This window comes from Pseudomonas sp. NPDC088885, assembly GCF_044750025.1.
Lineage (GTDB): Bacteria > Pseudomonadota > Gammaproteobacteria > Pseudomonadales > Pseudomonadaceae > Aquipseudomonas > Aquipseudomonas rustica.
Map to the genome: position 1 here is coordinate 36,278 of NZ_JBIVJB010000015.1, position 15,683 is coordinate 51,960.

At 58.4% G+C, this 15,683-nt stretch carries 13 protein-coding genes; 8 read left to right on the top strand and 5 right to left on the bottom strand.

Annotated features, from left to right (window positions below; genetic code table 11):
* Nucleotides 1-6: 6 nt before the first annotated feature.
* The 4 genes from uvrC to ACIP1X_RS09940 all read right to left on the bottom strand — a co-directional run bounded on the left by uvrC (nucleotide 7) and on the right by ACIP1X_RS09940 (nucleotide 3,803).
* Nucleotides 7-1,830 carry an excinuclease ABC subunit UvrC gene (gene uvrC, locus ACIP1X_RS09925; RefSeq protein WP_400751540.1) on the bottom strand — a complete coding sequence of 608 codons (1,824 nt, stop codon included), beginning with the start codon at nucleotides 1,828-1,830 and terminating at the stop codon, nucleotides 7-9.
* Between the two features lie 2 nt (nucleotides 1,831-1,832).
* Nucleotides 1,833-2,474, bottom strand: a complete 642-nt coding sequence (gene uvrY, locus ACIP1X_RS09930; protein WP_024012761.1) for a UvrY/SirA/GacA family response regulator transcription factor — start codon at nucleotides 2,472-2,474, stop codon at nucleotides 1,833-1,835.
* 127 nt (nucleotides 2,475-2,601) lie between these two features.
* Nucleotides 2,602-3,045 carry a GNAT family N-acetyltransferase gene (locus tag ACIP1X_RS09935; RefSeq protein ID WP_400751542.1) on the bottom strand — a complete coding sequence of 148 codons (444 nt, stop codon included), beginning with the start codon at nucleotides 3,043-3,045 and terminating at the stop codon, nucleotides 2,602-2,604.
* Nucleotides 3,045-3,803: a carbon-nitrogen hydrolase family protein gene (locus ACIP1X_RS09940; RefSeq protein ID WP_400751545.1), complete on the bottom strand. Its 759-nt coding sequence runs from the start codon at nucleotides 3,801-3,803 to the stop codon at nucleotides 3,045-3,047. Before ACIP1X_RS09940 ends, ACIP1X_RS09935 begins: the two co-directional genes overlap by 1 nt.
* A gap of 619 nt (nucleotides 3,804-4,422) precedes the next feature.
* Between ACIP1X_RS09940 and ACIP1X_RS09945 the strand changes: the two genes are divergently transcribed.
* A complete protein-coding gene (locus ACIP1X_RS09945) occupies nucleotides 4,423-5,499 on the top strand; it encodes a 3-deoxy-7-phosphoheptulonate synthase (RefSeq protein ID WP_400751548.1) in 1,077 nt (358 codons plus the stop codon).
* Nucleotides 5,500-5,539: 40 nt separating this feature from the next.
* On the opposite strand, the gene ACIP1X_RS09950 is transcribed toward ACIP1X_RS09945, so the two are convergent.
* Entirely contained in the window at nucleotides 5,540-6,718 is a 1,179-nt protein-coding gene (locus ACIP1X_RS09950) for a hypothetical protein (protein ID WP_400751551.1), read from the bottom strand.
* A gap of 335 nt (nucleotides 6,719-7,053) precedes the next feature.
* Here ACIP1X_RS09950 and ACIP1X_RS09955 point away from each other — a divergent pair, with 335 nt between their 5' ends.
* The 7 genes from ACIP1X_RS09955 (at nucleotide 7,054) to ACIP1X_RS09985 (ending at nucleotide 15,519) form a co-directional block, all read left to right on the top strand.
* The gene (locus tag ACIP1X_RS09955; protein WP_400751612.1) at nucleotides 7,054-7,923 is read left to right on the top strand and encodes a lipase family alpha/beta hydrolase; all 870 of its coding nucleotides are present in this window, start codon (nucleotides 7,054-7,056) and stop codon (nucleotides 7,921-7,923) included.
* Between the two features lie 96 nt (nucleotides 7,924-8,019).
* Nucleotides 8,020-8,301 carry a peptidylprolyl isomerase gene (locus ACIP1X_RS09960; RefSeq protein WP_053120421.1) on the top strand — a complete coding sequence of 94 codons (282 nt, stop codon included), beginning with the start codon at nucleotides 8,020-8,022 and terminating at the stop codon, nucleotides 8,299-8,301.
* Between the two features lie 135 nt (nucleotides 8,302-8,436).
* Entirely contained in the window at nucleotides 8,437-10,305 is a 1,869-nt protein-coding gene (locus tag ACIP1X_RS09965) for an extracellular solute-binding protein (protein WP_400751554.1), read from the top strand.
* On the top strand, nucleotides 10,305-11,366 hold the full coding sequence (locus ACIP1X_RS09970; protein ID WP_400751556.1) for a microcin C ABC transporter permease YejB: 1,062 nt from the start codon (nucleotides 10,305-10,307) through the stop codon (nucleotides 11,364-11,366). The genes ACIP1X_RS09965 and ACIP1X_RS09970 overlap by 1 nt, the downstream gene beginning before the upstream one ends.
* A complete protein-coding gene (locus tag ACIP1X_RS09975) occupies nucleotides 11,366-12,388 on the top strand; it encodes an ABC transporter permease (protein WP_212550751.1) in 1,023 nt (340 codons plus the stop codon). The genes ACIP1X_RS09970 and ACIP1X_RS09975 overlap by 1 nt, the downstream gene beginning before the upstream one ends.
* Nucleotides 12,389-12,402: 14 nt before the next feature.
* The gene (locus ACIP1X_RS09980; protein WP_400751559.1) at nucleotides 12,403-13,977 is read left to right on the top strand and encodes an ABC transporter ATP-binding protein; all 1,575 of its coding nucleotides are present in this window, start codon (nucleotides 12,403-12,405) and stop codon (nucleotides 13,975-13,977) included.
* 135 nt (nucleotides 13,978-14,112) lie between these two features.
* Entirely contained in the window at nucleotides 14,113-15,519 is a 1,407-nt protein-coding gene (locus ACIP1X_RS09985; RefSeq protein WP_400751562.1) for a sigma-54 interaction domain-containing protein, read from the top strand.
* The last annotated feature ends 164 nt before the right edge of the window (nucleotides 15,520-15,683 follow it).

Consider the following 15,683-nt stretch of genomic DNA (forward strand, 5'->3'; position numbering starts at 1 on the left):
GGCATTCTACTCGCTATGCAGGTTCGCATAAATCGACTCTGCGAGCTTTTTACTGATCCCCGGGGCTTTGGCGATCTCTTCGATGCTGGCACGAGTCAGCTCCTGCAATCCACCAAAATGTTTGAGCAAATCTCGACGCCGGGTAGGCCCGACACCGGCAACGCCTTCCAGCGTTGAGGTACGCCGGGTTTTGCCGCGACGTGCGCGGTGCCCGTTAATTGCAAAACGGTGCGCTTCATCGCGGATCTGCTGGATCAGATGCAGCGCCGGCGAGTCGCCGCGCAGCGTGAACTCGTGCGCCGCATCATTCAGATACAGAGTTTCGAAACCAGCCTTGCGCGTTGCGCCTTTTGCAACGCCAAGCAAGATCAGATCCGGCACCGCCAATTCGTTGAGCACGTCACGCGCCATCGACAACTGACCTTTGCCACCGTCGACCAGCAGAATGTCCGGCAGCTTGCCCTCGCCTTCCTTCAGCTTGCTGAAGCGTCGGGTCAAGGCCTGGTGCATGGCGGCGTAATCGTCGCCCGCTGTCACACCTTCGATGTTGTAGCGGCGGTAATCCGACTTGATGGCGCCTTCCGGGCCGAACACTACACATGATGCGACGGTCGCTTCACCACTGGAGTGACTGATGTCGTAACACTCCAGACGCTGCGGCGGCTCGTCCAGATTGAGCACTTCGGCCAATGCTTCAAAACGCGCGGCGGTGTGTTGACGGTTGGCCAGACGCGCACTCAGTGCCTGTTCGGCGTTGGTGACCGCCAACTGTTGCCAGCGCGCTCGCGTGCCACGCACCCGATGGCTGATGGCCAACTCACGACCGCGCAACTTGTGAATGGCTTCGATCAGCGTCGGGAAGTCTTCGTGGACGACGTTGACGATCAACTCGCTCGGCAGATCGCGTTCCGGGCTGCTGATGAAGTACTGTCCGAGAAACGCCGCCATAACCTCAGAGACATCTTCTTCAATCCCGACCTGCGGGAAGAAATTCTTGCTGCCGAGCACGCGCCCGCCACGGACACTGATCAGATGCACGCAGGCACCGCCCGGATTGACGAACGCGGCGATGACGTCGATATCTCCCGTACCGCCTTCCATGCTCTGCTGATCCTGAACCCGGCGCAGCAAGGCGATCTGATCGCGCAATTCGGCGGCGCGCTCGAATTCGAGGTTGATCGCTGCCTCCTCCATCGCCGTCGACAGTTCATTGGTCAGCGCGTGGCTACGCCCTTCAAGGAACATCACCGAGTGACGCACGTCTTCGGCGTACACCTCAGGCTCGACCAGGCCGACGCACGGCGCTTTGCAGCGTTTGATCTGATATTGCAGGCACGGACGGGTGCGGTTCTTGTAATAGCTGTCTTCGCACTGACGAACGAAGAAAGTCTTTTGCAACAGGCTGAGGCTTTCGCGAATCGCCCCGGCGCTCGGATATGGCCCGAAGTATTTACCTTTGGCCTTTTTCGCGCCGCGATGAATGCTCAGACGCGGGAACTGGCCGTCCGACAAAAACACGTAGGGATAGGATTTATCGTCGCGCAACAGAATGTTGTACGGCGGCCGCCATTCCTTGATCAGTGTCTGCTCAAGCAGCAGCGCCTCGGTTTCGTTGGCGGTGATGGTCGTTTCGACCTGAGCGATACGCCCGACCAGCGCAGCGGTTTTCGGCGCCAGCCCGGTCTTGCGGAAATAGCTGGCCAAGCGCTTCTTGAGGTTTTTGGCCTTGCCGACGTAAAGCAGACGCGCCTCGCTGTCGAACATGCGATAAACGCCGGGGCGCCCACTGACGGTAGAGAGAAAGGCGCCGGAATCGAATACTTCAGTCATGGTCAGGCGCTGGCATCGACCATGCCGTGTCGGACTGCCAGAAGGGTCAACTCAACATCGCTGCTGATCGAGAGCTTCTCGAAAATACGGTAACGGTAGGTGTTCACGGTTTTTGGCGACAGGCACAATTTGTCGGAAATGATCTGCACTTTCTGACAACCGACAATCATCAACGCAATCTGGATTTCGCGCTCGGACAAGGCATCGAACGGCGAGTCGTTGGTTGGCTGGAAAGACTTGATCGCCAACTGTTGAGCGATCTGCGGGCTGATGTAGCGCTGACCAGCAAAGACCAGGCGAATGGCCTGAACCATCTCCGGCAATCCCGCGCCCTTGGTCAGGTAACCGGCGGCACCTGCTTGCAGCAACCGTGTCGGAAAGGGATCCTCTTCGCACACAGTGACGGCAACCACCTTGATATCCGGATGACTGCGCAGCAGCTTGCGGGTGGCTTCAAGCCCGCCGATGCCGGGCATCTTGACGTCCATCAGCACCACGTCGGGCTTCAACTCACGCGCCTTGATCAGGGACTCTTCCCCGGACTCGGCCTGGCCAACCACTTGCAGGCCATCGATATCGGCCAGCATCCGTGTAATGCCTGTACGAACGAGATCATGGTCATCGACCACTAGCACCCTAATCAAGCAGACACCTCGCGATATGGTCTTATTGGGATGCCCGACACCTTAGCAAAAAGAGCCAGACAGACCTAGCGGAAAGGCGCATTTAAAAAGTTTCAATTCATCTTTGAGGTCTTGCCAGCCGTGGCTTTCAGAGCACAGGCGTGCTCAAATCGAGCTGCATGCGCAGGAAACACTCGTCCTTTCCATGAAGCTGTAGTCCTTTTCGCTGATACAAATTTTTTGCCGGATTGTTTTCGAAGACCGTCAGACGCAAAGCTGTACGCTTCTCATGGCGAGCCATCTCGATAACCTGATCAATTGCCCAGGATCCCGCGCCCTGCCCCTGAAACGCTTCAGCCAGCTGCAATTCGCGTATGTACAGTGCCCGCGAATCCCGGCTCAGACTCAGAAAGCCCAACGACACGTCATCGCGAATCAGCAGCCAGTTCTCACGGCCCGACCAGGCCACATCGAACGCGTCATCCTGCCAAAGCAGATCGTATTGAATGTAATAGCGCAGCATGTTGCGGCAGGTAAGATCTCTGGCGAACGCCAGATCCGCCGCCGTCGCACGACGCAACTGGAAGCTCATCAGGCCTGCTCCAGCGCAATAACCCGGCCCTTCCAGGCTCCGTCATGACGTTGTGCAACCACCAGACAATCGCCCGCACCCGAAGCAGAAATAACCAGGGCGCCCTCCTCCGACCAGATCGCACTGCGTCCTGCCGATTGCCAGCCACCCGAGACACCGCCATGGTTGGCCATCAGCACCGCCATCGAATGCTCGCGCGCATAACCTTGTAGCAACGCGCAATCCGCTACATAACCTTTTTCGCTGATCAACACGCCCGCCGCATACAGGCTGGCGCCTTGATCAGCGGCGGCAGCGGCGTGGCTGGCGTGGTTAAAGTCGGCACAGACCGCCAGCGCCACAATGTCATCACCCATATTGAGTGGTGCGCCGCCGACGCCGGGGGCGAAGAATCGATCTTCGCCCGTGTGCAGATGTTGCTTGCTGTAAACACCGAGCGAGCTGTCGGCGCCCAATACCAGCGCACCGATCCAAACCTGGTCACGCTGTGGAACCCGAACCGGCATACCGACGACCGTCGTGACGCCCAGCATTCGTGCTTGATCCCGCAACGGTTGCAGAATCGCGTCTTGCGGATCAATCGCCAACGCCGCCGCCACTTCATTTTCGTAGCCAGTCAGTGACAACTCCGGAAATACCAAGAGCTCGACGCCCTGCTCCGCAGCCACTTCGATGAAGCGCAAATGGCGTTGGATATTCGCCGCAAGATCCCCCGCAATGGAGATGGATTGGGCGGCAGCAATGGTCAGCGTCGACATGGTTCATCCTTGGGTTCAGGCAAAACGCTGAGTTTGTCACAACTGTTGCTACGCTCAAGCGATAGGCAAAATGTTCTTCACGCCATAGCATTTTCTGATTGCTGAGGCGCATCGGCCTCTAGTAAGCTCGGCGCATTCATTGGAGACAGACCATGTTCAACGCCCTTCCACAGCTTCGTATCGTCAGCGCCCTGCGCTCGATGGCGGCTGCGTGGGCGAAAGACGTTTGTGCTCCGGTCAGCTTTTATTTTGGGTATTGGTTTAGCCACTAGCGCGCCTGATACCCAAACGGCGCCCATGTAAAACGGGTCGCCTACCAGAGATTTCTCAACCCCCGGTCGGCCTCCCGACCGGGGGTTTTGTTTTTTCAGGCCCCGAATTTTTCAGCAATGCACCAGACACTTTTGAGGATTTACGCGATGAACTACGCCACTTATTACCGTTACGACACTTTTACCGCATGGCGATTTACCAGCCTCCGCTCGGGACAGCCTGCCGCCTCCGATCGGTCACCTACAGGTGGCAAACGCACACACGTAGCCAATCCGGCCAATTGTCGAACACCCCAGTAGGGCCGAGCGAGCGGGAAGTACCCGCCGCCAGCCCAGGAATTGTGAATATGAACTCGTCCGTTTCTGCTCTGCCACTGTCCAGCCTCAACTCTGCCAACGAAGCGCTGACCCTGCGTCTGCCCAGCTCGTTGCAACTCAAGCAGCAAATGCCCCTGAGCACGGCCTTGGGCCAGCAAGTCGCCGCCCACCGTCAAGCGGTACGCGCCATTCTCAACGGTGAAGACCAACGTTTACTGGTCATCGTCGGCCCTTGCTCAATCCATGATCCTCAGTCCGCTCTGGAATACGCCGACAAACTTGCCCGCCTCGCCCATCAGGTCAGCGACGAAATGCTTTTGGTAATGCGTGCCTACGTCGAAAAACCGCGTACTACTGTCGGCTGGAAAGGCCTGGCCTACGACCCGCATCTGGACGGCAGCGATGACATGGCTCGCGGCCTGACCCTGTCGCGTGAATTGATGCTGGAAACGATTCGCCTTGGTCTGCCAGTCGCAACCGAATTGCTGCAACCCATGGCCGCCGGTTACTTCGATGATCTACTGAGCTGGGTCGCCATTGGCGCGCGCACCACCGAATCGCAGATCCACCGCGAGATGGCGAGTGGACTGGGCATGCCGGTCGGCTTCAAGAACGGCACGGACGGTGGCGCCGCCGTCGCAGTCGATGCTATGCGCTCAGCCGCCCACCCGCATCGGCATTTCGGGGTGGACAGCCAGGGTCATCCGGCAATCATTCAAACGCCGGGCAACCCCGACACACACCTGGTACTGCGTGGCGGCCACAAAGGCCCCAACTACGACCGCGATAGCGTGACGACCATCAACACCGAGCTGACCCGACTGAAAATTCCCGGCCGGATCATGGTCGATTGCAGCCACGCGAACAGCGGCAAGGATCCCCTGCGCCAACCGGCCGTTTTCAACGACGTGCTTGAGCAACGTCTGCAAGGTGATCGCTCGCTGATCGGCATGATGCTCGAGTCGCATCTGTTCGAAGGTTGCCAGCCGCTGAGTCCATCGCTGCGCTACGGCGTGTCGATTACCGACGGTTGCCTGGGTTTCGACGCTACGGAGCGTTTGCTTCTCGACGCGGCCCAACGGCTGAGCGCTCAGGCGCAGATCTGACGATCCTCCCTCCGGTGCTCAACGCCGGAGGGGCTCGATGCTATTCCACCCGCAACAGCGTCACCGCTGAGGCCTGACTGTCATCATCCGAACGTTCCACCGAGTAGGCGATACGCACCGTCGAACCTTGGTGCTCGCGCCAGAACCGGTGCGGAACGATGAACACCAACGGCTGGCCTACTGAATCCCGGGTGATCTCGCGCTCATCACGATGGTTGAAATAATCACCATCGCACTTGAGATAAACCAGATCACCTTCCTGCGCCTGAGCATTGCCGATCACCACGGTGACGCCGTCCGTTGAGTCCACTGTATCCAGTTCACCATCCTGAGCTTCGAGCACGTCCGGTGCTTCAAGCAATCCGCGAATCAAGGGTGCTATCACAAATGTCGCGGCGTCGGAATCTCGCGCTTCACCGATCTTCGGCTCGACCCGATAGCGGGCGGTCACCTCGTCGCCGACTTGCCCGACGATGTGCTCCGCCCCTACCCAGAAGGAAAGCACAGCGCCCACGGCAAACTTCTCAAGCGTCAATGCATCACTAAAAACGTCAGCCGCGCCCTGCCATGTCAGCAGCACTCGATCGCCTTCCGCCATACGCGCATAAGGTCGAAGCGTGATGCATGCACCCTCGGTGATGCGTTCAGGATCAAGTACATTGCCGACCGCCTCGTCAACGTAAGGTGCCAGCAGATTCGGGCGCACGTCGCCGACATCCAGTTGCAGGCGTGCCGAGGTCATGGGTTGCAGCTGCGTAGCACTGTAGAGCGTCCAGTAGAGCTCCAGCGATCCGCCATCAAGCGCAGCAACATGCACGCCCTTGATGACAAAAACGATTGCCTTGCCGACCTGCGCTTCGCTGACGAAACGGCTGACTTCATGCTGATAGGCCAGACCTTCGATATCCAGCCCTTCCCAGCGCAAAAGCACTTTATCGCCGCAGGCCATGCCCGGGTAAGGCGCAATCCGTACGGTGGCTCTTTTCAAGGACGGATCAAGTACAGCGGCTGTCGTCGAGTCCACGCTCGGCGCGAGCAGTTGGCAGGCTGCGAGGCAATCATCCGGAGGATTTTCCGCTCGAAAAGACAACTCCAGGGAAGTCTCATTGGCTTTGATGTTAAGCGTCCCTTGCCTGTCGAGTGCTATCCAGCGGTCGTGAAAAAGTGCTGTCAGCTGCTGCGATGAAGTGGCTGCTGCCTTTGCGTCCTGAGTAGTCATTGATGCCTCCATTCCTTGGATAAAACGCGGTCTTCACTGACCGCGTCGACAGTCCATATTTAACGCGTTCAAACAACGGGCGGCTATCAGCCAAATACCTTGTAGAGGCGAGGCAAAGGCAGCACGGAAAGTAGGCAAGTACACCGAAACCGATGCTCGGATCGCGGTAGACGTCCGGATATTCGGAGCTGGCTCTCAGCACTCTCCGAAATTTCGTACAGCTTCTAGTCCAGATTCAAACAACCAGCGAGGCTTATTCGTACTTCGCCGAGAGAATGACTGTTTTAGAGTGGCACGCAGATTTCACCCCGAACCTCTGCGAAAAGGTAATAAACATGCAACGGAATGCTACAACTCAGTACCCGATCCTGCTGATCCATGGTCTGTTCGGATTCGAGCGTATCGGTCACTTCGAACTCTTCCATGCCGTCAAAGAGGCGCTTCAAGCGGTTGGCTGTCGAGTGTTTGTGCCGCACCTTTCAGCCACCCATGACAACGAAGTGCGCGGTGAACAACTGTTGCTACAAATCGACCGTGTACTCAGAGGCACAGGTTCGAACAAAGTCAACCTGATCGGCCACAGCCAAGGCGCATTGGCTGCCCGCTACGCTGCTGCGCTTGCGCCACACACCGTCGCTTCAGTGACCTCGGTCAGCGGCCCCAACCACGGTTCAGAACTGGCTGATGTTTTACGTCAGGCACTGATTCCGGGTGAGCTACCCGAAAAAGTCGCGCAGAACGTTGTCACCCTGTTTGCCGACTTTTTATCTGTACTCAGTGGCAGCGTCGCGATGCCACAAAATGCCCTTGCGGCATTGGGCGCGTTGACGACGCAAGGGGCGGCGCGCTTCAACCAACAGTATCCGCAAGGCCTGCCCGAAAGTTGGGGCGGTCAGGGACCGGATTGCGTCAATGGCGTTCGCTACTATTCATGGAGTGGGACGCTGCCCGATCACAGCCAGCCATCACTGGATCCGGTGGAGCACATCTGCCGGAAGCTCTCGAAATACTTCAAAAAAGACGCCGGACAAAACGATGGTTTTGTCGGTCGCTTCAGCTCTCACCTGGGAATCGTGATCCGTTCGGACTACCCGTTCGACCATCTGTCCATTCTGCGTGGCGTCAGCCCTGCGCGCGCAGTATCACCGAACCCGATTGAGCTGTACGTAGAGCACGCCCGCCGCCTGCAAGCGGTGAACCTGTGAGATTGGCGCCTGCACATGAACGGAACTTTGCCGAGAAATCGCCCACTGAATCCGGTAGGCTCCGCACTTTACTGATATTGATTGGAGATTTTCCCCATGGCTAAAGCCACTGCCCGTCACATCCTTGTTGCCAGCGAAGACAAGTGCAACGAACTCAAAGCCCAGATCGAAGCCGGTGCTGATTTCGCCGAAGTGGCCAAGGCCAACTCCACCTGCCCTTCCAGCCGTCAGGGCGGCGACCTCGGTTCGTTCGGTCCTGGCCAGATGGTCAAGGAATTCGACACCGTAGTATTCAGCGCACCGGTCAACACCGTGCAAGGCCCGGTGAAAACCCAGTTCGGTTATCACCTGCTGGAAGTGACCAGCCGTCAGGACTGATCCTTCGCATTGAATGAAACATAACGGCCCGCCTTTTGGTGGGCCGTTGTGTTTCAGTTACACGATACGGCTGGCGAGCCGCGCGTTGCTCGCGTACAAATTACGCTTATCGATCACCCGGCTCTAAGGCTGACAATGCGACTGGCTTTCCCCACATTGATGTTCACTGCCGTGACGCTGCTGTTGAGCGCCGTTGGTGTGAGCGCGGCACCGCAACATGCATTGACCGTATATGGCGAGCCGGCGAAGTATGCCGCCGGTTTCAGCCACTTCGACTACGCCAATCCGCAGGCGCCCAAGGGCGGAACGATGCGCCGCTCGGCGATCGAGATCGGCCACTTCGACCATATCCTTCCTTATATAGACAAAGGCATCGGCGTCACCCAGATCGACGGCATGCTCTATTCGCCGCTGGCGCAGCGCTCGATGGATGAGCCTTATACCGTCTACGGCCTCGTCGCGCAAAAAATCGAGCGCGCTGACGATGGGTTGTCCTTGCGCTTTTTCATCAACCCCAAAGCGCGTTTCGCCGACGGTACGCCGATCACCGCCGAGGACGTGCGCTACACCTACGATTTGTTGATGACCCAAGGCAGCCTGCGCTATCGCACGCAATTCGCCGACGTCAAAGGTGTCGAAATCGAAGCGCCGCTGACGGTACGCTTCGATTTCAAGAGCAATGAAAACCGCACTCTGCCACTGGATATCGCCACCCTGCCGGTGTTTCCCGAGCATTGGTGGAAGACCCGTGACTTCGCTGGCGGTGGCGGCTATGAAGCGCCATTGGGCAGCGGCCCGTATCGCGTCGGCAAGGTCGACTCCGGACGCAGTATCACTTTTGAACGCAATGCCAACTGGTGGGGCAAGGATCTGCCGGTCAGCCGCGGCTTGTACAACTTCGATCACTTCAGCATCGAGTATTTCGGTGACACCGACGTCGCCCGTCAGGTGCTGCGCGGTGGCGCGTATGACTACAACCGCGAATTTTCGGCCACCGGTTACTCGATCGGTTACGACAGCCCGGCATTGAGTGACGGGCGCCTGCAAAAGGCTCATTTGGCCACTGAGGCGCCGCAATCGGCGCAAGGTTTCGTCTTCAACCTGCAGAAGCCGATGTTCCAGGATCGTCGCGTGCGTCAGGCACTGGCCATGCTCTGGGATTTCGAGTGGAGCAACCGGCAGATGATGCGCAACCTGTACATCCGCCAGCAAAGCTACTTTTCCAACACTGAGCTCGCCGCGTCAAAACTGCCCGATGCGCAGGAGCTGCAGATCCTTGAGCCGCTGCGTGGCCAGGTGCCTGACGAAGTCTTCAATCAAGTGTTCGAGGCGCCGAAAACCGATGGAAGCGGGATGATCCGCGATAAACAGCTGCAAGCCTTGCAGCTGCTGCAACAGGCTGGCTGGAAGCCGGATGGCGACCAGTTGGTCAACGCCGAGGGCGAGCCGCTGAGCTTCACTTTTCTGGTCAGCCAGAACGGCATGGATCGCTTGCTCCTGCCTTATAAACGCACGCTGAAACAAATCGGCATCGACCTCAACATCCGCCGCATCGATTCCTCGCAATACGTCAATCGCCTGATGAGTCGCGACTACGACATGATCGTCACCGGCTACCCGGTCAGCACTTCCCCCGGCGGCGAGCTGCTCAACTATTTCGGCTCGGCCTCGGCCAACGACCCCGGCGCCAACAATTACATGGTGCTGAAAAACCCGGCCGTCGATACGCTGATCAACGGCCTGATCCGTGCCTCGACGCAATCCGACATGCTGCATTACGCCCACGCACTGGATCGGGTGCTGCAATGGAATTATTACTGGATTCCCAACTATTACCCGCCTGGCACTTCAACCGTTTGGTGGAACCGCTTCGGCATGCCGGCGGTGCAAGCGAGCAATGACGAAGCGATCGAGAGTTGGTGGGAAATCAGCAGCACACCGCTGACCAACCAACAGATGACGGCCGAGAAAATCGGACGTGGCAAACCCGGAGGGCCGCACTGATGTGGGATTACATACTGCGGCGTCTGCTGCTGATCATTCCGACACTGGTGATCATTCTGCTGGTCAACTTCGTGATCATTCAGGCCGCGCCCGGTGGCCCGGTGGAACAGGCCATCGCTCACTTGCAAGGCATCGGCGGCGGCAATGTCGGTGGTGGTGCCAGTGAAGCCATTAGCAGTACATCGCGCGCCAGTCGCGGCCTCGACCCGCAACTGATCAAGGACATCGAAAAACAGTACGGCTTCGACAAACCCGCGCATGAACGGCTGTGGCTCATGCTGAAGAATTACGCGCAACTGGACTTCGGCAAGAGCTTCTTTCGCGGCGCCACGGTGACCGACCTCATCCTCGAAAAAATGCCGGTGACCATTTCCCTTGGGCTCTGGGCGACGCTGATCACCTATCTGGTATCGATTCCGCTGGGCATCCGCAAAGCCGTGCACCACGGCAGTCATTTCGATATCTGGAGCAGTACCGCAATCATCATTGGTTACGCGATGCCGGCGTTCCTCTTTGCGATGTTCCTGATCGTGGTGTTTGCCGGCGGCACTTCGCTGAACTGGTTCCCGGTGCGCGGTCTGGTCTCGGACAACTTCGAATCGCTGTCGACACTCGGCAAGATCGCTGACTACTTCTGGCATCTTGCGCTGCCAGTGACGGCGCTGGTGATCGGCGGATTCGCCACGCTGACGATTTTGACCAAAAACTCGTTCCTCAACGAAATCACTCGCCAGTACGTGGTGACTGCCCGGGCCAAAGGCTTGAGCGAGCGACGCGTGCTCTATGGGCATGTGTTTCGTAACGCGATGCTGCTGGTGGTGTCAGGCATTCCTCAAGCGTTCATCAGCGTGTTCTTTGCCGGTTCGTTGTTGATCGAAGTGATCTTCTCCCTCGACGGTCTCGGGCGCATGAGCTACGAAGCGGCAGTCTCTCGTGACTATCCGGTGGTATTCGGTTCGCTGTTCATCTTCACCCTGTTTGGCCTCCTGATAAAACTGATTGGCGACCTCTGCTACACGCTGGTGGATCCGCGCATCGACTTCGCCGCGAGGAACGCCTGATGTTCAAGTTTTCGCCGTTGGGCCGTCGCCGCTTCGAGCGCTTCAAGAAAAACCGTCGCGGCTGGTGGTCGTTGTGGCTGTTTATCGGTCTGTTTGCGTTGACGTTGGGCGGCGAGTTGATCGCCAACGACAAACCGCTGATGGTCAGCTATCAGGGTGAATGGTATTTCCCGGTGTTCAAGCGTCACACCGAGCAGGAGTTCGGCGGGCAACTACCGTTTCAGGCCGATTATCGTAGCGAGTACGTGCAGAATCTGATCCGCAAGGACGGTGGCTGGCTGCTATTCCCGCCGATTCCGTTCAGCGATGACACGCCCAATTACGACCTCAACAAACCGGCGCCGAGCCCACCGACAACGGTGAACTGGCTGGGCACCGACGATCAGGCGCGGGACGTACTGGCGCGGGTGATTTTCGGTGCGCGGGTGTCGATACTGTTTGCGTTGATGCTGACGTTTGTCAGTGCGCTGATCGGCATTGCGGCCGGTGCGCTGCAAGGCTATTACGGCGGCTGGGTCGACTTGATCGGGCAACGCCTGCTGGAAGTCTGGTCGGGGTTGCCGGTGCTGTATCTGCTGATCATCCTCTCCGGTTTCGTCGAGCCGAATTTCTGGTGGCTGCTGGGGATCATGGCGCTGTTTTCGTGGCTGGCGCTGGTCGATGTAGTGCGCGCCGAGTTCCTGCGTGGGCGCAATCTGGAATACGTCAAAGCCGCGCGGGCCTTGGGGCTGACTGATCGCAAAGTGATTGTCCGGCACATCCTGCCCAACGCGATGAACGCCACGTTGAGTTATCTGCCGTTTATTCTGACCGGTGCAATTTCTACCCTCACCGCGCTGGATTTTCTCGGTTTTGGCATGCCCGCCGGCAGCGCTTCGCTGGGTGAACTGATCGGTCAGGGCAAACAGAATCTGCAGGCGCCATGGTTAGGTTTGACGGCGTTTTTCACCTTGGCACTGATTCTGTCGTTGCTGGTGTTTATCGGCGAAGCGTTGCGAGACGCCTTCGACCCACGCTCTTGAAGCAGAGATTGACGATGACTGACAACCTGATCGAAATCCGCGACCTCAACGTCGCCTTCAATGGCCAGACCGTGGTGCGCAACCTGTGTCTGGACATCCGCCCAGGCGAGTGCCTGGCGCTGGTCGGCGAGTCGGGTTCGGGCAAATCGGTGACCGCGCATTCGATCCTGCAATTGCTGCCCGAGTGTGATGCCCGCACTACCGGCAGCATTCGTTATCGTGACCAGGAACTGGTCGGCGCGGATCTCAAGGTCTTGCGCGAACTGCGCGGCAATCGCATTGCGATGATTTTCCAAGAGCCGATGACTTCGCTCAATCCACTGCACACCATCGAAAAACAGATCGGCGAAACCCTGCTGCTGCACCGTGGCCTCGGCGGCAAAGCGGCGCAGTCGCGCATTCTGGAATTGCTGCAACTGGTTGGCATCAAAAAGCCTGAAGAACGCCTCAAGGCTTATCCGCATCAATTGTCTGGCGGGCAACGGCAGCGGGTGATGATCGCCATGGCGCTGGCGTGCGAACCAGAATTGCTGATCGCCGACGAGCCGACGACCGCGCTGGACGTGACGGTGCAGCGCAAGATCCTGCTGCTGCTCAAATCCCTGCAACAACGCCTCGGCATGTCGCTGCTGCTGATCAGCCACGATCTGAATCTGGTGCGCAGCATCGCTCAGCGGGTTTGCGTGATGAAGGCCGGGGAAATAGTCGAGCAGGCGCCGTGCGAGATTTTGTTTACCGAACCGAAGCATCCGTACAGCTGCGTCTTGCTCAACGCCGAGCCCGAGGGCGAAGCACTGCCCCGCGATGAGCGTGAGAACGTGCTGGAAGTCGAGGATCTGCGGGTCGATTTTGCCTTGGGCGGCGGTCTGTTTCAGCGCAAGCAGTATTTGCGCGCAGTGGACGGTATCAGCCTGACCATTCAGCGTGGCAAAACCTTGGGAATCGTCGGCGAGTCCGGTTCGGGCAAATCAACGCTGGGTCAGGCGATTCTGCGCTTGCTCGACTCCGAAGGCAGCATCCGTTTTCAGGGCGAAGCGCTCGACGGGCTCAACCAGAAGCAACTGCGGCCATGGCGTCGGCAGATGCAGGTGGTGTTTCAGGATCCGTTCGGCAGCCTCAGCCCGCGCATGTCGGTGGCGCAGATCATCAGCGAAGGTCTGGAAGTGCATTGCGAATCCACCGCCGATGAATGCGATGCGCAAGTGATCCGTGTGCTCAAGGAAGTCGGTCTCGACCCGGAAAGCCGTCATCGTTACCCTCATGAGTTTTCCGGTGGTCAGCGTCAGCGTATTGCCATCGCGCGGGCGCTGGTGCTGAAACCGGCGCTGATTTTGCTGGATGAGCCTACCTCTGCGCTGGATCGCACCGTGCAGAAACAAGTGGTCGCCCTCCTTCGCGATTTACAGGAAAAGCACGGTTTGACCTATTTGTTCATCAGCCATGATCTGGCGGTGGTGCGCGCCTTGGCGCACGACATGATCGTGATCAAGGACGGCAAAGTGGTCGAGCGCGGCGCCAGTCATGATGTGTTTGATTCGCCGCAGCATCCGTATACCAAAGAGCTGTTGGCGGCGGCACATCCGGGGTAGGCGTTTTAGCTTAAAAAACCGCGTCGCGGCCATCGCGAGCAAGCTTTGCTCCTACAGATAACGCGAATTCTGTAGGAGCAAGGCTTGCCCGCGAAGAGGCCAGCACAGAAAACCAGAACATCCAGGATCCACCCCATGAACACCACCGAAAGCCTCAAGGACTACCAACGCGTGCGCACGCTGGCGATCCGCTCGTTGTTCGAGATCATCGAGCAGTCCAGCGAAGGCACGGTGATCGTTGATCGTGATGCCAATATCGTCTGGATGAATGAGCGTTACGCGCGCCGATTTGGCCTCGATTCCGCTGAAGGCGCCATCGGCAAACCCTGCGAAAGCGTGATCCCCGGCAGCCTGCTGCGTGAAGTGGTGCGCACCGGGCGGCCGATCCTGCTCGACATGCAAGACACGCCAAAAGAACCGTTGGTGGTGATGCGCCTGCCGATCCATGACGACGCCGGCACCGTCATTGGCGCCATCGGTTTCGCCCTGTTCGACGAGTTGCGCACGCTATCGCCGATGCTCAAGCGCTACCTGAGCATGCAGGAAGAATTGGCCTCGACTCGTTCACTGCTGCGCGCACGACAGACCAAATACAACTTCGCCCACTTCATCGGTACCAGCGCCGCCAGCCTTGAAGTCAAACGCCGCGCACGTCGCAGCGCGAGTGCCGAGTCGCCGGTGTTGCTGCTCGGTGAAACCGGCACCGGCAAAGAGTTGTTGGCGCAGGCCATTCACAGTGCTTCGCCGCGTGCGCACAAGGCGTTCGTCAGCATCAACAGCGCGGCGATTCCTGAAGCGCTGCTGGAAGCGGAATTCTTCGGCACAGCGCCGGGCGCGTTCACCGGCGCCGACCGCAAGGGCCGCACCGGCAAATTGCAAATCGCCCAGGGCGGCACGTTGTTTCTTGACGAGATCGGCGACATGCCGCTGCCGCTGCAAAGCAAACTGCTGCGGGTTTTGCAGGAAAAGGAGTTTGAGCCAGTGGGCTCGAACGAGGTGATTCAAAGCGATGTGCGGGTGATAGCTGCTACTTCGACCGATTTACAAGCGGCGATCAAACGCGGCGAGTTCCGTGCCGATTTGTATTACCGCCTCAATGTCCTGCCGATTCAGGTGCCGCCGTTGCGCGAGCGTCTTGATGATCTGCCGGCGCTCAGTGAGGCGATTCTGGAGGAGCTGCGTAGTCAGCACGAGCTGCATCGCGATGCGCTGGAACTGCTCGGGCAGCACGCCTGGCCGGGGAATATTCGCGAGTTGCGTAATGTGCTCGAGCGCGCGGCGTTGCTCAGTGATGACTTGATGCTGACGGGGAGTGACATTCGTGCAGCAATCGGGCCGCTGAGCCCGGTTGAGCGTGCGTCGGCGCCCACACTTGAAGCGCCAAGTGAGGAGACATTCGCTCAAGCGCGGGAGCGGTTTGATCGGCAATTGATTGAGGCCGCCCTTGCGCAATGTGCGGGGAAAGTGCCGGAGGCGGCGGCTCGGCTCGGGCTTGGGCGGTCGACGTTGTATAAGAAAATGGTGGCACTGGGCGTTGCATAGTCTCATTTAAGAGATATTTATCTCCCTAATAAGACAAGATCAAAAGCTTCGTGAGCAAGCCCACTCCCACAGGGGAACGCATTCCAAAGGTGGGAGTGGGCTTGCTCACGAAGAGGCCCTCACAGACAGCGACCATCTCAAAAAAGAGACAACACTTCATAAGC